The sequence below is a fragment of the Streptomyces sp. NPDC028722 genome (assembly GCF_040637655.1).
Classification (GTDB): Bacteria; Actinomycetota; Actinomycetes; order Streptomycetales; family Streptomycetaceae; genus Streptomyces.
On record NZ_JBEZWU010000010.1, the window covers coordinates 231,076 to 246,809 of the forward strand.

A 15,734-nucleotide genomic window follows, 5' to 3' on the forward strand; every position below is an offset into this window, starting at 1 on the left:
TCAGGAGCGTACTTCGAGGAGCGGGACCAGTTGCTCGGCAGGGGTCATCGAACCGTGGTTGCCGACCAGCGCCGACTCCTTGGGCTCCCGCTCGGAGGCGATCAGCAGGACGTCGTCGTGCGCGGCGGCGACCACGTCCCCGATCCGCGGGTACACGCGCTCGTCCACGTGCGGCCCGAACCAGCCCGCCGCGACGGCCTCGTCGCGCGAGGCCACCCAGAACTGCTCGCCGAGCACCTCGCGCCAGCAGGTCAGGACGTCGTTCTCGGCGCCCGGCACCGCGTACACGTGCCGGGCCCGGCCCTCGCCGCCCAGCAGGGCGACCCCGGCGCTCAGCTCCCAGTCCTCGTCGAAGTCGATGCGGTGCCGCTCGTCGAACGGGATGTCGACCATGCCGTGGTCGGCGGTCACGTACAGCGCGCTGCGCGGCGGGAGTTGCTCGGCGAGGCGCTGGACGAGCCGGTCGACGTACATGAGCTGGCCGCGCCAGGTGTCGGAGGCGATGCCGTAACGGTGTCCGGAGCCGTCCAGTTCGGCGTAGTACGTGTACACCAGTGCGCGGTCCCCGGCGGCGAGCTGCGCGGCGGCGAGGTCCATGCGCTCCTCGCCGGTGAGCCGGCCGTGGAAGGTGCCGCCGCTGAGCGCCACCTTGGTGAGCGGGGTGTGCTGGAAGGCGGGCGAGGACACCTGGGCGGCGTGCACCCCGGCCTGCTGGGCCAGCTGGAACACGGTGGGGTACGGCTGCCAGGGGCGCGGCGGGGTGTACGGGTGCCAGCGGAGCTGGTTCATGAGCTCGCCGGTGGCCGGGTTGCGAACCGCGTACCCGGGCAGGCCGTGGGCGCCGGGCGGCAGCCCGGTGCCCACGGAGGCGAGGGAGGTGGCGGTGGTGGCGGGGTAGCCGGCAGTGAGCGGGCGGCCGGTGCCGCCGCGCGAGCTGCCGAGCAGGGAGGTCAGGTACGGGGCCTCGTCCGGGTGGGACCTGAGCTGTTCCCAGCCCAGCCCGTCGATCAGGAAGACGCAGACCCGGTCGGCCGCGGTCAGTTCCGTGATCGTGGCGGTCAGGCCGGGGACGCCCATACCGGCGGCCACGGTGGGCAGCAGGTCGGCGAGGGAGCCGGTGCCGTACTCGGGCAGCGGCGCGGTGTCCAGGGCGAGGGGTTCGAAATCGTCCCAGGTCGAGAACTGGGACATCAGCGGGTGAGGTCCGCGGTCGCCTCCGAGATGGCCTGCGCGAAGGCGAGCGCCTGGCGCACCGTCTCCGGACCGTCCCCGGCCTCGCTGACGCGCAGGCTGAGGTCGTCCGCCGTGGAGTTGCCCGTGTAGCCGTGGTCGGCGTCGCACTGGGGGTCGCCGCAGGCGGCGGGCTCCAGGTCGATGCGGCTGACCGCGCCCCAGCCGATGGTCAGCACGACCTCGCGGGGCAGTGTGCCCGGCGTGTACTGCTCGGGGTTGGCCACCACCCGGCTGACCACGACCGACGAGATCCGGCCGATCTTGACGGACTCGGTGGAGGTGGTGGCGTACGGCGTCGGGGAGGTGGTGTCGGCGGCCTGCTCGTCGGTGTGGCTGACGATGAACCGGTTGCCGGTGAGGACCAGGACCGTCACGTGCCGGCGCACCTCGTTCTGGTCGAACGTCGTCTCCTGGTGGACCAGGTACGACCGGATGGGTTCGCCGCCCACGGCGGCCTCCACCGCGTCGGCCACGAGGGCCGGGTAGTAGCCGCTGCGCTCGATCGCCGCGCGCAGCCCCTGGGTCGTCGTACTGGTCTTGGCCATGGCGTCCATCCTAATCCGTGGGCGGAGGCGGTCCGGGCCAGTCGCGCGGACGGGCGGCGGCCGGTACGCCCCGCCCGCGGGGCCTCGGCACGAGCCCCGGCCGGACCGCCGGCCGCTCGGCGGCGATCGGGCAGGAGGGGGGCTCCGGTCCGCCGGCGTCCGCCTCGAACGCGACGAGGAGCAGCGGTTCTTCGCCCGGTGCCCGCGCGAGCCAGGCCGTCCCGGCGGTCGTGGGCGGGCGGAGGGCGGGTCCCGGAAGCTCTGCGGGCGGGAGACGAGGACGGGACCGACGGAGATCAGCTCCAGGCCGCGATCTCCACGCGCCCCCCTCAGTAGGCCGGCAGCGTGCGCGGGCCCAGGTCGTCCCGGGCGGGCGGGGGCGCGAGCCGTACGGTGGCGCCGAGGACGCTCACGCCCTGCGGGGCGACGACGACGGGCTCCAGGGTGACCGCGACCACCTCCGGATGGTCGTCGACCAGCCGGGACAGCCGCAGCAGCAGCTCCTCCAGCGCGGGGGTGTCGACGGGCGTGGAGCCGCGCCAGCCGAACAGCAGCGGTGCGGTGCGGATGGACCGCACCAGCGAGGCCGCCTCCCGGTCCGTGACGGGAACCAGCCGGTGGGCCATGTCCCCGAGCAGCTGCGAGGCCGCCCCGGCGAGCCCGAAGGACAGCACGGCCCCGGCCGCCGGATCGATCACGGCCCGTACGACCGTGTCGACCCCGCGCGGCGCCATCCCCTGCACCACCGGCCGCAGCTCCTCCGGCTGCCCGAACAGCTCGGCCAACTCGGCGTACGCCCGGCGCAGTTGCTCCTCGTCCGCGAGGTCCAGGCGTACGCCGCCCAGGTCGGCGCGGTGTCTGAGGTGCGGGGCGGTGGCCTTGAGGGCCACGGGATAGCCGAGTGCGCGGGCGGCTTCGGCGGCGGCGTCCGGAGTGGGCGCGGGGAGCGCCCGGCGGACGTGGACGCCGTACTTCTCGAGCAGCTCGCAGGTCTCGGCGTCCGGGATCGTCAGCCCCTCCCCGCGCGCGAGCAGCTCGCCGATCAGGCGGGCGGCGCCCTTCTCGTCGATGTCGTCGCACTCCGGCACCTTCCCGGGGTCGGTCGCCTCCCGGCGCCACTGCGCGTACTTCACGGCTTCGGAGAGCGCGCGGACGGCACGCTCGGCGGCGGGGTAGGCGGGGATGAGGCGGGTGCCCTCCGGCGGGACCGGCGGGGTGTCCCCGCCCGCCGGCGCCGCGGGGGCCGCCGTGCCCGCCGGCGCGGTGGGCGGTCGTTCCGCGAGGCGGTGGACGGGGTGCGCGCCGCCCTGGGGGCCGGGCGTCCGGTCGGCGGCCCCGGGCGCGGTGCTCGCCGCCGCCGACAGCGCTTCGGCCAGCCCTCCGAGTTCCACGTGCACCACCAGGACCGGCTTTCCGGGCACGGCGGCCGAGGCCGACCGCAGCGCCGCCGCCAGCTCGGCGTCCCCCGGCGACGCCTCCCCGATGGCGGGGATGGCGGTGACCACGACGGAGTCGCAGGTGTCGTCCGCCAGCGCGGCCGACAGCGCCCGGTGGAAGTCCTCCGCCGTCGCGCCGGTCGTCAGGTCCACCGGCCGCGCCGGCCGCAGCCCCTCGGCCAGGCACCGGTCGTACGTCAGTACGCCCAGCGACTCGGAGTTGCCGAGGATCGCCACGCGCGGCCCGTCGGGCAGCGGCTGCCGGGCGAGCAGCAGGCCGGCGTCGACCAGCTCGGTGATCGTGTCGACCCGGATCACCCCGGCCTGCCGGAGCAGCGCGGAGACGGTCGCGTAGGGCAGCCGCGTGGCCCGTACCGCGTGCCCCTGCGGGGCCGTCCCGGTGCCCTGCACCACCACCAGCGGCTTGGCCGCCGCCGTCCGCCGGGCGAGGCGGGTGAACTTGCGGGGGTTGCCGATCGACTCCAGGTACATGAGGACGACATCGGTCTCGGGGTCGTCGTACCAGTACTGGAGGACGTCGTTGCCCGAGACGTCCGCGCGGTTCCCGGCGGAGACGAAGGTGGACACGCCCGTGACCCCGGTGACCCCTCCACCGCGCCGGTGCAGCCGGGACAGCAGGGCGATGCCGATGGCCCCGGACTGGGCGAACATCCCGATGCGGCCGGGGCGGGGCATCTCCGGGGCGAGGGAGGCGTTCAGCCGGACGTCCGCGGCGGTGTTGATGATCCCGAAGGCGTTGGGGCCGATGATCCGCATGCCGTACGCGCGCGCGGCCCGCACCAGGGCGCGCTGCCGTTCCCGTCCCCCGGGACCGCTCTCGGCGTATCCGGCGGAGAGCACCACCAGCCCCTGGACGCCGTGTTCCCCGCACTCGGCGACCACGGCGGGCACGTGCTCGGCCGGTACGGCGACGACGGCCAGGTCCACGGGCCCCTCGATGTCCCGCACCGACCGGTACGCGGGAACACCGTCGACCTCCCCGGGATCCTCGGGGAAGGCCGTGTTCACGGCGTGCAGCCGGCCCGGGAAACCGGCGTCGCGGATGTTGCCGAGGACGCTGCGGCCCACCCCGCCGGGGGCGCGGCCCACGCCGACGACCGCCACGGACCCGGGCGCGAGGAGCCGCCGTACCGAGCGGGCCTCGGCGCGCTGCTCCCGCGCGCGCTGCACGGCCAGTGAGCGGTCGGTGGGTTCGAGGCCGAACTCCAGGCGGACGACGCCGTCCTCGAAGCTGCGCTTCTGGGTGTATCCGGCGTCCGTGAACACCTTGATCATCCGGCTGTTGGCGGGCAGCACCTCGGCGGCGAAGCGGCGGATGCCCCGCTCGCGCGCGACCGCCGCGACGTGCTCCAGCAGGGCGGAGGCGACGCCGCGGCCCTGGTGGGCGTCCTGGACGAGGAAGGCGACCTCGGCCTCGTCGGCGGCCCCGGAGGCGGGCATGCCGTCGGCGCCGATGCGGTCGTAGCGTACGGTGGCGATGAACTCGCCGCCGATGGTGGCCGCGAGTCCCACCCGGTCCACAAAGTCGTGGTGCGTGAAGCGGTGGACGTCCTTGGCGGACAGCCGTGGGTAGGGCGCGAAGAAGCGGTAGTACTTCGACTCGTCCGAGACCTGCTCGTAGAAGCTGACCAGGCGGTCGGCGTCATCGACGGTGATGGGCCGGATGCGCGCGGTACCCCCGTCGCGCAGCACCACGTCCGCCTCCCAGTGGGCGGGGTACTCGTGCCGGTCCTGCCGGTCCGCCGGGGTCTGCATGGGCCCCAGAGTACGGCTCGCGTACGACAACGTCGCGAGGCAGTCTGTGGAGGGCGACACGCCGGACCGAGGCCGCGGTCCGACGGCACACGGAGGGGACGAAGGTCCGCTCCGGGCACGCTTCGCGATATGGGAAACTGGTCTAGACAACCCTGAGTACTGAAGGGCAGCATCACATGGCTGAGCGCCGCGTCAACGTCGGCTGGGCCGAGGGCCTCCACGCCCGCCCCGCTTCCATCTTCGTCCGAGCCGCCACGGCCACAGGCGTCCCGGTGACGATCGCCAAGGCCGGGGGCGACCCCGTCAACGCGGCCTCCATGCTGGCCGTCCTGAGCCTGGGCGCCCAGGGTGGCGAGGAGATCGTCCTCGCCTCGGACGCCGAGGGCGCGGACACCGCCCTGGACCGTCTGGCCAAGCTGGTCTCCGAGGGCCTCGAGGAGCTCCCCGAGACCGTCTGAGCCTCACCGCGCAGAGTGCCGGAGCCGCGTTCGTCCGTCGGGCGAACGCGGCTCCGGCGTTTCCGCGCACGCTCCGCACGAAATTCCGCCGGTTCACGGCCGGCCCGCGCCGGAACTCTCTCGCGAATTCACAGGGAGCGGAATTGAGGCAGCGGAAAATATCCGCCCCACAATGCCTCTCCTTTGTATACGGCGTCCGTGTTAATTCCGCGGGCCCGCCATGTTTACGGCCCGTTGCGAAGTCCTCACACGCTCCTGGGCCCCGGAGACGCGCAGCCGGTGGCCGCTGGTGACGCGCTCGGTGTGCAGCGCGGTGAGCGTCCGCGCGCGCTCGCCGTCCCCCCGCGCCACCGCGTCCACGATCGCCCCGTGCTCCGCCCACGACTCCACCGGGACGAGCGGCGTCGCCACCGCGTACATCCAGGCGATCTTGTGCCGCAGCTGGGTGAGCACCGAGGTCAGCGAGGGACTGCCGGAGGCCTGGGCGAGCGTCTCGTGGAACCAGCCGCCCAGCGCGCGCAGATCCTCGCTGCCACCCCTCCTGGCCCGCTCCTGGCCCAGCCGGACCAGTCCGCGCAGCACCTTCAGATGGGCCTCGGTGCGCCGCTGCGCGGCCCGGGCGGCCCCCAGCGGCTCCAGCAGCAGCCGCATCTCCAGCAGGTCCGCGGCCTCCTGCTCGGTCGGTTCGGCCACGCACGCGCCCGCGTGCCGGCGTGTCACCACGAAGCCCTCCGCCTCCAGGGTGCGCAGGGCCTCGCGGACGGGGACGCGCGAGACGCCGTAGCGGCGGGCCAGGACTTCCTCGGTGAGGCGGCTGCCGCGTTCGTGGACACCGGCGACGATGTCGTCCCGGACAGCGGTGCACACCGAGTGCGCCGGAATACGCATGACCGACCTCCGCCTTAATACCCGTGAAACGCCGACGATGGACGCGTGTTCCCGTGACTCTATTCCAATGGACCTGAATTTCCGACGGCCGGGCGTCATCCATGGATATATTTTGGTCAGCGGGTCCGGCGGACACCGGAAGGAAACCACGGAAAATGGCGAAAGCCCCGGCTCGATGAGCCGGGGCTTGGCAGGCGTGCGGGTGTCCGTCGGGTCAGACGTTCACGCCGTGCTTGCGGAGGTAGGCGACGGGGTCGACGTCCGAGCCGTAGTCGGGCGTCGTACGGGCCTCGAAGTGCAGGTGCGGGCCGGTGACGTTGCCGGTCGCGCCCGACACGCCGATCTGCTGCCCCGGGACGACCTTCTGGCCCACCGTGACACCGATGGACGACAGGTGGCCGTACTGGGTGTACATGCCGTCGGCCATCCGGAGCACGATCTGGTTGCCGTACGCGCCGCCCCAGCCCGTGGAGACGACCGTGCCGGAACCCACCGCGTGGACGGAGGTGCCGCTGGCCGCGTGGAAGTCGATGCCGGTGTGCGAACCGGAGGACCACAGGGAGCTGCTGGCCTGGTAGGCCGTGGAGACGTACGAGTGCGCGATCGGGATGACGAAGGCGTTCAGCCGCTTGCGCTCGGCCTCACGGGCGGCGCGGATCCGCGCCTCGCGGACCTCCTGGGCCCTCTTGGCGGCCGCCTTCTCCGCGGCCGCCTCGGCCGCCTTCTGCTCGGCGGCCTGCTGCTGGGCGGCGGCCTGCGCGTCGATCTGCTCGGCGACGTCGTCGTTCACGGTGAGGACCGGGGTGAGGCCGGTCTGCTCCACGGAGCTGTCGGCGGCGAGCGCCGGGGACGCGGCGAGGGTGCCGATGACGCCGGTGGTGGTGAGGGCCGCGACACCCGCCGCCTGAGCGGTGGTGCGCTTGACCCGGCCGGGCTTGCGGTGCTTCCCGGTGGCGCACATGAACGCCATGAAGTGGCTGGTCCTTTCCTTCCCTCTCGCCTACCGGGTTAGCTGACGGGTTCGGAGCAGGAAGGTCTCCTACGGGCCCCCTCGCTCACGCGCGGGCGCCCGATTCACCCCAGGGACGATGGGTCCCCGGCTCCCCTGGCTCGCGCCGTACGGGGACTCGGCGATGACTGTCCGGTGCCGCGGGTGCGGCGCACTGCCTGACGAACAGCCCGCATGACGGTACGGCGGCCCGCTTCCCCTCCTCAAACAGATCCGGGTTTTTGTAGCGCATCCCACAGGGCAGACAGGCAACCTCCGCCCCAAAACGGGCATCTGAGTGACTGAGTGGAACAGCAGGGGCCCTGACGACCCGTAGGTCGGCAGGGCCCCACGCGCGCGCGTACGCCTTCGCGTCCGCCGGTGCGTCTACTCCGCGGCGACGACGGTGACTTCGCCGATACCGAGCGCCTCGACCTGCTCCTTGATCTGGGACGCGTCACCGACGAGGACCGTCACCAGGCGGTCCACCGGGAAGGCGTTCACGACGGCAGCGGTGGCCTCCACCGTGCCCGTGGCGGCCAGCCGCTGATACAGCGTCGCCTGGAAGTCGTCGGGCAGGTGCTGCTCGACCTGGTCGGCCAGCGTGCTCGCGACGGCCGCCGCGGTCTCGTACTTCAGCGGCGCCACGCCGACGAGGTTCTGCACGGCGACGTCCCGCTCCGCGTCGGTCAGGCCCTCCGCCGCGAGGGTGCGCAGCACCTTCCACAGGTCCTCCAGCGCGGGGCCGGTGTTCGGCGTGTCCACCGAGCCGCTGATGGCGAGCATCGCCGCGCCCGTGCCGTCCGGGGCCGAGCGCAGGACCTGGCCGAACGCGCGCACGCCGTAGGTGTAGCCCTTCTCCTCGCGCAGGACGCGGTCCAGGCGGGAGGTGAGGGTGCCGCCGAGGCAGTACGTGCCGAGCACCTGGGCGGGCCAGACCCGGTCGTGCCGGTCGGCCCCGACGCGGCCGATGAGCAGCTGCGTCTGGACGGCACCGGGCCGGTCCACGACGATCACGCGCCCGGTGTCGTCGGCGGTCACCGGCGGCACGGGCCGGGGCTCGCCCGGGGTGCCGGTCCAGGCGCCCAGGGTGTCGGCGAGCAGCGCGTCCAGGTCGGCGCCGGTCAGGTCGCCCACGACGACCACGGTGGCCGTGGCGGGTCGCACATGGCGGTCGTAGAAGGCACGTACGGCCGCCGCGTCGATCTTCGCGACCGTCTCCTCCGTGCCCTGGCGGGGGCGGGACATGCGCGAGTCCGCCGGGAACAGCTCCCTGGACAGTTCCTTGGCGGCCCGGCGAGCCGGGCTGGCCAGCTCGTGCGGGATCTCGTCCAGGCGGTTGCGGACCAGCCGCTCGACCTCGCTCTCGGCGAAGGCGGGCGCACGCAGGGCGTCGGCGAGCAGGCCGAGGCCCCTGGCCAGCCGGGAGGCCGGGACCTCCAGGCCGAGCCGGACGCCGGGGTGGTCGGCGTGCGCGTCGAGCGTGGCGCCCGCGCGCTCCAGCTCGGCGGCGAACTCCTCGGCCGAGTGCCTGTCGGTGCCCTCCGAGAAGGCCCGCGCCATGATCGTGGCGACGCCGTCCAGGCCGGCGGGCTCGGCGTCCAGCGGGGCGTCCAGCAGCACCTCGACGGCGACGACCTGCTGGCCGGGGCGGTGGCAGCGCAGCACGGTCAGGCCGTTGCCGAGGGTGCCGCGCTCGGGCGCCGGGAACGCCCAGGGCCTGGCCTCACCGGGCTGCGGCTGGGGATGGAACTCCATGGTGGCGAGCTCGGTCACTTGGCCGTCTCCTCGTTCTCGGTCTCGTCGCGGCCCGCCTCTACGGTCGCTTCCTGCTCCGGGTCCCCGGGGACCGGGGTGTCCTCCACGGCCTCGGGGGACTTCGGCTCGTAGACGAGGACCGCGCGGTTGTCGGGGCGCAGGCGGGCCTCGGCGACCTCCCGCACCTCCTCGGGGGTCACCTCCAGGACGCGCCGCACCGCGGTGAGGGCGAGCTGCGGGTCACCGAAGAGGACGGCGAAGCGGCACAGTTCGTCGGCGCGGCCCGCGACCGTGCCGAGCCGGTCCAGCCACTCGCGCTCCAGCTGGGCCTGGGCGCGCTCCATCTCCTCGGGCGTGGGGCCCTCCTCGGCGAACCGGGCCAGCTCCTCGTCGATGGCGGCCTCGATGACCGGCACCTCGACGTCACCGGACGTCTTCACGTCCAGCCAGCCCATCGAGGGCGCGCCGGCCAGGCGCAGCAGACCGAAGCCGGCCGCGACGGCCGTACGGTCGCGGCGCACCAGCCGGTTGTACAGCCGGGAGGACTCGCCGCCGCCGAGGACGGTCAGGGCGAGGTCGGCCGCGTCGCACGCGCGCGTGCCGTCGTGCGGCAGCCGGTAGGCGGCCATCAGTGCGCGCGCCGGGACCTCCTCCACGAGGACCTCGCGCAGCTGCTCACCGATGACGTCCGGCAGGGAACCGTCGCGGGGCTCGGGCTTGCCGTCGTGGGCGGCGATGGAACCGAAGTACTTCTCGACCCAGGCGAGGGTCTGCTCGGGGTCGATGTCGCCGACCACGGACAGCACCGCGTTGTTCGGCGCGTAGTAGGTGCGGAAGAACCGGCGCGCGTCCTCCAGGGTGGCCGCGTCCAGGTCCGCCATCGAGCCGATCGGCGTGTGGTGGTAGGGGTGGCCCTCCGGGTAGGACAGGGCGGTCAGCTTCTCGAAGGCGGTGCCGTAGGGCACGTTGTCGTAGCGCTGGCGGCGCTCGTTCTTGACGACGTCCCGCTGGTTCTCCATGGACTCGTCGTCCAGGGCGGCCAGCAGGGAGCCCATGCGGTCGGCCTCCAGCCAGAGCGCCAGCTCCAGCTGGTGGGCGGGCATGGTCTCGAAGTAGTTGGTGCGCTCGAAGCTGGTGGTGCCGTTGAGCGAGCCGCCCGCGCCCTGCACCAGCTCGAAGTGGCCGTTGCCCTTGACCTGCCCGGACCCCTGGAACATCAGGTGCTCGAAGAGGTGAGCCAGGCCGGTTCGCCCCTTGACTTCGTGGCGGGAACCGACGTCGTACCAGAGGCAGACCGCCGCCACGGGGGTCAGGTGGTCCTCGGAGAGCACCACGCGCAGACCGTTGGCCAGGCGGTGCTCGGTCGCTGTCAGGCCCCCGGAGCCTGCCTCGGCTGTGGTCGTGTGACCCATGGGCATGTACGTCCCTTCGCGAGCGGAGGCGGTCGTAGAAACCGCGGTTTTCCTGCCGTTCCTGCCACTGTATGCAAAGCGTGCGGGGCCCCGGCGAAGTTCCCGCGGGACGTACGCCCACAGCGGATCGCGTAGCCTGCGTGCGACCCGTCTCCGGAGGGCTTCCCGGCACCGGCCGGGCCGACGGAGACCGGGTCGTGGCCCGGGCTGTCGGTGCGGCGGTCCACAATGGTCCGCGTCAGATCAGTCAGTCGCTTCAGCAAGGAGCCGGCAGCGATGGCCCGCCGCAGCACGAAGACCCCGCCGCCCGACGATTCGTACGAGGAGCGGATCCTCGACATCGACGTCGTGGACGAGATGCGTGGCTCCTACCTCGAGTACGCCTACTCGGTCATCTACTCGCGTGCCCTGCCGGACGCCCGTGACGGCCTCAAGCCGGTGCACCGCCGCATCGTGTACCAGATGAACGAGATGGGCCTGCGCCCCGAGCGCGGCTACGTGAAGTGCGCGCGCGTGGTCGGCGAGGTCATGGGCAAGCTGCACCCGCACGGCGACGCCTCGATCTACGACGCCCTGGTGCGCATGGCACAGCCGTTCTCCATGCGCGTGCCGCTCGTCGACGGCCACGGCAACTTCGGCTCGCTGGGCAACGACGACCCCCCGGCGGCCATGCGGTACACCGAGTGCCGGATGGCCGAGGCGTCGAGCCTGATGACCGAGTCGATCGACGAGGACACGGTCGACTTCGCGCCGAACTACGACGGCCAGGAGCAGGAGCCGGTGGCGCTGCCGGCCGCCTTCCCGAACCTGCTGGTCAACGGCTCCTCGGGCATCGCGGTCGGCATGGCGACGAACATGCCCCCGCACAACCTGCGCGAGGTCGTCGCCGCCGCCCGCCATCTGATCCGCTACCCGAACGCCGACCTCGACGCGCTGATGAGGCACGTGCCGGGCCCGGACCTGCCCACCGGCGGCCGGATCGTCGGACTCGGCGGCGTCCGTGACGCCTACGCGACCGGCCGCGGCACGTTCAAGATGCGCGCGACGGTCACCGTCGAGACCGTCACCGCCCGGCGCAAGGGCCTGGTCGTCACCGAACTGCCGTTCACCGTCGGCCCCGAGAAGGTCATCGCGAAGATCAAGGACCTGGTCAACGCGAAGAAGGTCCAGGGCATCGCCGACGTCAAGGACCTCACCGACCGCGAACACGGCCTGCGCCTGGTCATCGAGATCAAGAACGGCTTCGTGCCCGAGGCGATCCTGGAGCAGCTGTACAAGCTGACGCCCATGGAGGAGTCCTTCGGCATCAACAACGTCGCCCTGGTCGACGGCCAGCCGCTCACCCTGGGCCTGAAGGAGCTGCTGGAGGTCTACCTGGACCACCGCTTCGAGGTGGTCCGGCGCCGCAGTGAGTTCCGCCGTGCCAAGCGGCGGGACCGGCTGCACCTGGTCGAGGGTCTGCTGACCGCGCTGGTCGACATCGACGAGGTCATCCGGATCATCCGCTCCAGCGACAACTCCGCGCAGGCCAAGGGCCGCCTGATGGAGCGGTTCTCGCTGAGCGAGGTGCAGACGCAGTACATCCTCGACACGCCGCTGCGCCGGCTCACCAGGTACGACCGGATCGAGCTGGAGTCGGAGCAGGACAGGCTCACCGCGGAGATCGCGGAACTGACCCGCATCCTGGAGTCGGACGCGGAGCTGCGCAAGCTGGTCTCGGCCGAACTGGCCGCCGTGTCGAAGAAGTTCGGCACCGACCGGCGCACGGTCCTGCTGGAGTCCGCGGGCTCCCCGGCGGCCACCGTGCCGTTGCAGGTGGCCGACGACCCGTGCCGGGTGCTGCTGTCCTCGACGGGACTGCTGGCCCGTACGGCGAGCGTCGACACGTCCCCCGAGGGAGCGGACGCCAGGCGCGTCAAGCACGACGTGATCGTCTCGGCGATCTCGACGACCGCGCGCGGGGTGATCGGCGCGGTGACGTCGGCGGGCCGGCTGCTGCGGATCAACGTCGTCGACCTGCCGCAGCTGCCGGAGACGGCCTCCGCGCCGAACCTCTCCGGAGGCGCTCCGCTGGCGGAGTTCGTCTCCCTGGAGGGCGACGAGACGGTGGTCTGCCTGACCACGCTGGACGAGTCGTCCCCGGGGCTGGCGATCGGCACCGAGCAGGGCGTCGTCAAGCGCGTGGTGCCCGACTACCCGTCCAACAAGGACGAGTTGGAGGTCATCACCCTCAAGGACGGCGACCGGATCGTCGGCGCGGTGGAGCTGCGCACCGGCGACGAGGACCTGGTGTTCATCACGGACGACGCGCAGCTGCTGCGCTTCCAGGCCTCCATCGTGCGTCCGCAGGGCCGTCCGGCGGGCGGCATGACCGGCATCAAGCTCACCGAGGGCGCGAAGGTGATCTCGTTCACGGCGGTCGACCCGGCCGTCGACGCGGTGGTGATCACGGTGGCCGGATCGCGCGGCACGCTGGACGACTCGGTGCAGACGACGGCCAAGCTGACCCCGTTCGACCAGTATCCGCGCAAGGGCCGTGCCACGGGCGGCGTGCGCTGCCAGCGGTTCCTGAAGGGCGAGGACTGCCTGTCGCTGGGCTGGGCGGGCCCGGCTCCCGCGCGCGCCGCGCAGAAGAACGGCACCCCGGCGGACCTGCCGGAACCCGACCCCCGCCGGGACGGCTCGGGCACATCGCTGCCGAAGACGGTGGCGGTGGTGGCGGGGCCGGTGGTCTAGGACCGCCTCGGGCGGGTGGCGGGGCCGGTGGTCCAGCACCGCCTCGGTGACGGGGCGGGGCCCCCGGACCTCGGTGACCGGGCCGGTGCTCACGCCCCGGTAGCGACGCCGGTGTCCCAGGCCTCGTCCGCTTCCGCGGCCGGCTCCTCCTCGGAGCCCGGCACATACCGCAGGACGCCCCACATGCCGTGCTCGTCGGCGTGCGGGGCGTCGTTCCTGCACGCTCGGAGTGCCTTGTCGAGGGCGTCGATGTCGATCCCGGAGCCGATCAGCACGAGCTGGGTGAGACGGTCGGCGCCGGCCGGCCAGGGCTCGGGGTAGAAGCGCAGGAACCGGCCGACGGCGTGCACGGCGTAGCGGTTGAGCGGGTCGTACGGCCCGAAGTCGACGTACCCCTTGATCCGGTACAGCCCCTCGGGGCGGCTGTCCAGGAACTCCATGAGCCGGCGGGGTTCCAGGGGCACGCCGGAGGTGAAGGACAGGCTGTCGTAACCGGTGTGCAGGTGGCCGGCGCCGGCATGCTCGTCGTCCGCGCCGGGCTCGTGCAGGTCGTCGAAGGACAGCTGCCCGACGCGCTCCCCGACGGGCTTGCAGTCGAAGAGGAACTCCGGGTCGATGCGGCCGTAGGTGGCGGGGACGACGGCGGCGCGGTCGGTGAGCGAGTGGACGAGGTCCAGGACCCGGCCGGCGTCGTCCGCGCGATCGAGCTTGTTGACGACGACCAGGTCGGCCAGGGCGAGGTGCCGGTCGATCTCGGGGTGCTTCGCGCGCGTGTCGTCGAACTCGGCGGCGTCGACGACCTCGACGAGGCCGCCGTAGACGATGCCCGGATGCTCGCTGGCCAGGACCATCCGCACGAGTTCCTGCGGCTCGGCGAGCCCGCTGGCCTCGATGACGATCACGTCGATGCCGGCGGCGGGCGCGGCCAGCCGGTCCAGGTAGAGGTCAAGTTCACCGGCGTCGACGGCACAGCACAGGCAGCCGTTGCCGAGCGAGACGGTCGAGTCGCCGAGAGCGCCCGCGACGGCCATCGCGTCGATCTGGATGGCCCCGAAGTCGTTGACGATCGCCCCGATCCGGCTGCCTCCGCTGCGGTGCAGCAGGTGGTTGAGGAGCGTGGTCTTCCCGGAGCCCAGGAAACCGGCGAGCACGACGACCGGGATCTGCCGCGCACCGCGGCTGTTCCCTGAGCTGTTCCCCAACGGGCGACCTCTCTGACGCACCAGCGCGCACCGGCGGCTCGGAGCCCGGCACGCGGACGAGCATGGACCGAGGGTCCAGGATACGAGCGGGCGGCAGCGCGGGGGAAAGGCACGTCGGCCCGCCCTCCCGGCGACTACCCGGCTGCCGGCACCGCGGCCACCGGCTCGGGTCCCACGTACCGCGCCGCCGGGCGGATGATCTTCGAGTCGGCCGCCTGTTCCAGGACGTTGGCGCTCCAGCCCACCACCCGTCCCGCGGCGAAGGTGGGCGTGAACATCTCCCGGGGCAGGCCGCACAGTTCCATGACCACGCCGGCGTAGAACTCGACGTTCGTGTGCAGTTCACGGCCGGGCTTCAGCTCGGCGAGGATCGCCTCCACCCGACGCTCGACCTCCACCGCGAAGTCCACCCGGGGACCGCCGAAGCCGAGGGCGATCTCGCGCAGCATCCGCGAACGAGGGTCCTCCGTACGGTAGACGGCGTGCCCGAAGCCCATGATCCGGTCGCCCGCGAGCACCCGCTGCCGTATCCAGGAGTCGATCCGGCCGGGCGTCCCGATCGCGTCCAGCGTGTCCAGGGCCCGGCTGGGCGCACCTCCGTGCAGCGGCCCGGACAGCGCGCCGACGGCACCGGTCAGGCAGGCCGCGACATCGGCACCCGTGGACGCGATGACACGGGCCGTGAACGTTGACGCGTTGAATCCGTGATCAATGGTTGAGATCAGGTACTGCTCGATCGCACGGGCCCGGCGCGGTTCGGGTTCGGAACCGGTGAGCATGTACAGGTAGTTGGCCGCGTGGGAGAGGTCCGTGCGCGGCTCAACGGGGTCCAGTCCCTGGCCGAGCCGGTACAGAGCGGCCAGCAGGGTGGGTGCGGCCGCACAGACCGCCAGGGTGTCGGTGCGCCGCCGGTCCGCGTCGATGTCGTACACCGGCCGGAAACCCCGCGTGGCGCCCAGCAGCGACAGCGCGGTGCGCAGGCCGGCCAGCGGACCGGAGACGCGACCGGCCTCGGCGATCGCGGGCAGGACCGCGCTGACCTCCTCGGGCAGGCGTCGCAGCGCCGCGGTCTGCGCGGCGAAGGCGGCACCGCGCTCCGCGTCGGGGAGCGCGCCGTGCACCAGGAGATGCCACACGTCCTCGAAGCCGCGGGTACGGGCGAGGTCGACGGCCGAGTACTGGCGGTAGTGGTAGAAGCCCTCGCGGCCCCGGACGTCACCGATCTCGGTCTCGGTGACGACGACGCCCGCGAGGCCGCGCGGGGCGTCGATGAGGGGGGTGGCGGTCCTGTCGACGGTCATG

General features: G+C 72.9%; 11 protein-coding genes and 1 riboswitch. Of the genes, 2 read left to right on the forward strand and 9 right to left on the reverse strand.

The features are described from left to right. The 3 genes from AB0F03_RS18650 to AB0F03_RS18660 all read right to left on the reverse strand — a co-directional run bounded on the left by AB0F03_RS18650 (position 1) and on the right by AB0F03_RS18660 (position 4,990). Positions 1 to 1,191, reverse strand: coding sequence for a nucleotide pyrophosphatase/phosphodiesterase family protein (locus AB0F03_RS18650; RefSeq protein WP_361992745.1), 1,191 nt, complete (start codon positions 1,189 to 1,191; stop codon positions 1 to 3). Beyond that, complete coding sequence (locus AB0F03_RS18655; RefSeq protein WP_361992748.1) at positions 1,191 to 1,787, reverse strand: DUF5998 family protein; 597 nt, start codon at positions 1,785 to 1,787, stop codon at positions 1,191 to 1,193. Before AB0F03_RS18655 ends, AB0F03_RS18650 begins: the two co-directional genes overlap by 1 nt. 320 nt (positions 1,788 to 2,107) lie before the next feature. Beyond that, entirely contained in the window at positions 2,108 to 4,990 is a 2,883-nt protein-coding gene (locus tag AB0F03_RS18660) for a GNAT family N-acetyltransferase (RefSeq protein WP_361992751.1), read from the reverse strand. A gap of 176 nt (positions 4,991 to 5,166) precedes the next feature. Between AB0F03_RS18660 and AB0F03_RS18665 the strand changes: the two genes are divergently transcribed. Continuing rightward, positions 5,167 to 5,448: an HPr family phosphocarrier protein gene (locus AB0F03_RS18665; RefSeq protein ID WP_361992754.1), complete on the forward strand. Its 282-nt coding sequence runs from the start codon at positions 5,167 to 5,169 to the stop codon at positions 5,446 to 5,448. 201 nt (positions 5,449 to 5,649) lie between these two features. On the opposite strand, the gene AB0F03_RS18670 is transcribed toward AB0F03_RS18665, so the two are convergent. From AB0F03_RS18670 to AB0F03_RS18685, 4 genes are all read right to left on the reverse strand, one after another. Then, positions 5,650 to 6,336, reverse strand: coding sequence for a GntR family transcriptional regulator (locus AB0F03_RS18670; RefSeq protein ID WP_361992757.1), 687 nt, complete (start codon positions 6,334 to 6,336; stop codon positions 5,650 to 5,652). 214 nt (positions 6,337 to 6,550) lie between these two features. After that, positions 6,551 to 7,306, reverse strand: a complete 756-nt coding sequence (locus AB0F03_RS18675; protein ID WP_361992760.1) for a M23 family metallopeptidase — start codon at positions 7,304 to 7,306, stop codon at positions 6,551 to 6,553. A 12-nt stretch (positions 7,307 to 7,318) separates the two neighbouring features. Continuing rightward, positions 7,319 to 7,479: riboswitch (cyclic di-AMP (ydaO/yuaA leader) on the reverse strand. Positions 7,480 to 7,711: 232 nt separating this feature from the next. After that, positions 7,712 to 9,100: a pitrilysin family protein gene (locus AB0F03_RS18680; RefSeq protein WP_361992763.1), complete on the reverse strand. Its 1,389-nt coding sequence runs from the start codon at positions 9,098 to 9,100 to the stop codon at positions 7,712 to 7,714. Continuing rightward, positions 9,097 to 10,500 (reverse strand): pitrilysin family protein, encoded by a 1,404-nt coding sequence (locus tag AB0F03_RS18685; protein WP_361992765.1) that lies wholly within the window; start codon positions 10,498 to 10,500, stop codon positions 9,097 to 9,099. Before AB0F03_RS18685 ends, AB0F03_RS18680 begins: the two co-directional genes overlap by 4 nt. A gap of 270 nt (positions 10,501 to 10,770) precedes the next feature. Here AB0F03_RS18685 and AB0F03_RS18690 point away from each other — a divergent pair, with 270 nt between their 5' ends. Continuing rightward, positions 10,771 to 13,230 (forward strand): DNA topoisomerase IV subunit A, encoded by a 2,460-nt coding sequence (locus AB0F03_RS18690; protein WP_361992768.1) that lies wholly within the window; start codon positions 10,771 to 10,773, stop codon positions 13,228 to 13,230. A gap of 89 nt (positions 13,231 to 13,319) precedes the next feature. Here AB0F03_RS18690 and AB0F03_RS18695 read toward each other — a convergent pair whose 3' ends face one another. Together AB0F03_RS18695 and AB0F03_RS18700 are read right to left on the reverse strand one after the other, a co-directional pair. Continuing rightward, positions 13,320 to 14,432: a GTP-binding protein gene (locus AB0F03_RS18695; protein ID WP_361992771.1), complete on the reverse strand. Its 1,113-nt coding sequence runs from the start codon at positions 14,430 to 14,432 to the stop codon at positions 13,320 to 13,322. A gap of 134 nt (positions 14,433 to 14,566) precedes the next feature. Then, positions 14,567 to 15,733 carry a citrate synthase/methylcitrate synthase gene (locus AB0F03_RS18700; protein ID WP_361992773.1) on the reverse strand — a complete coding sequence of 389 codons (1,167 nt, stop codon included), beginning with the start codon at positions 15,731 to 15,733 and terminating at the stop codon, positions 14,567 to 14,569. Between the last annotated feature and the right edge of the window lies 1 nt (position 15,734).

Coding starts and splice junctions, on each gene's coding strand:
- AB0F03_RS18690 (WP_361992768.1), top strand. CDS start 10,771: ATGGCCCGCCGCAGCACGAAGACCCCGCCGCCCGACGATTCGTACGAG.
- AB0F03_RS18660 (WP_361992751.1), bottom strand. CDS start 4,990: ATGCAGACCCCGGCGGACCGGCAGGACCGGCACGAGTACCCCGCCCAC.
- AB0F03_RS18700 (WP_361992773.1), bottom strand. CDS start 15,733: ATGACCGTCGACAGGACCGCCACCCCCCTCATCGACGCCCCGCGCGGC.
- AB0F03_RS18665 (WP_361992754.1), top strand. CDS start 5,167: ATGGCTGAGCGCCGCGTCAACGTCGGCTGGGCCGAGGGCCTCCACGCC.
- AB0F03_RS18650 (WP_361992745.1), bottom strand. CDS start 1,191: ATGTCCCAGTTCTCGACCTGGGACGATTTCGAACCCCTCGCCCTGGAC.
- AB0F03_RS18685 (WP_361992765.1), bottom strand. CDS start 10,500: ATGCCCATGGGTCACACGACCACAGCCGAGGCAGGCTCCGGGGGCCTG.
- AB0F03_RS18670 (WP_361992757.1), bottom strand. CDS start 6,336: ATGCGTATTCCGGCGCACTCGGTGTGCACCGCTGTCCGGGACGACATC.
- AB0F03_RS18675 (WP_361992760.1), bottom strand. CDS start 7,306: ATGGCGTTCATGTGCGCCACCGGGAAGCACCGCAAGCCCGGCCGGGTC.
- AB0F03_RS18655 (WP_361992748.1), bottom strand. CDS start 1,787: ATGGACGCCATGGCCAAGACCAGTACGACGACCCAGGGGCTGCGCGCG.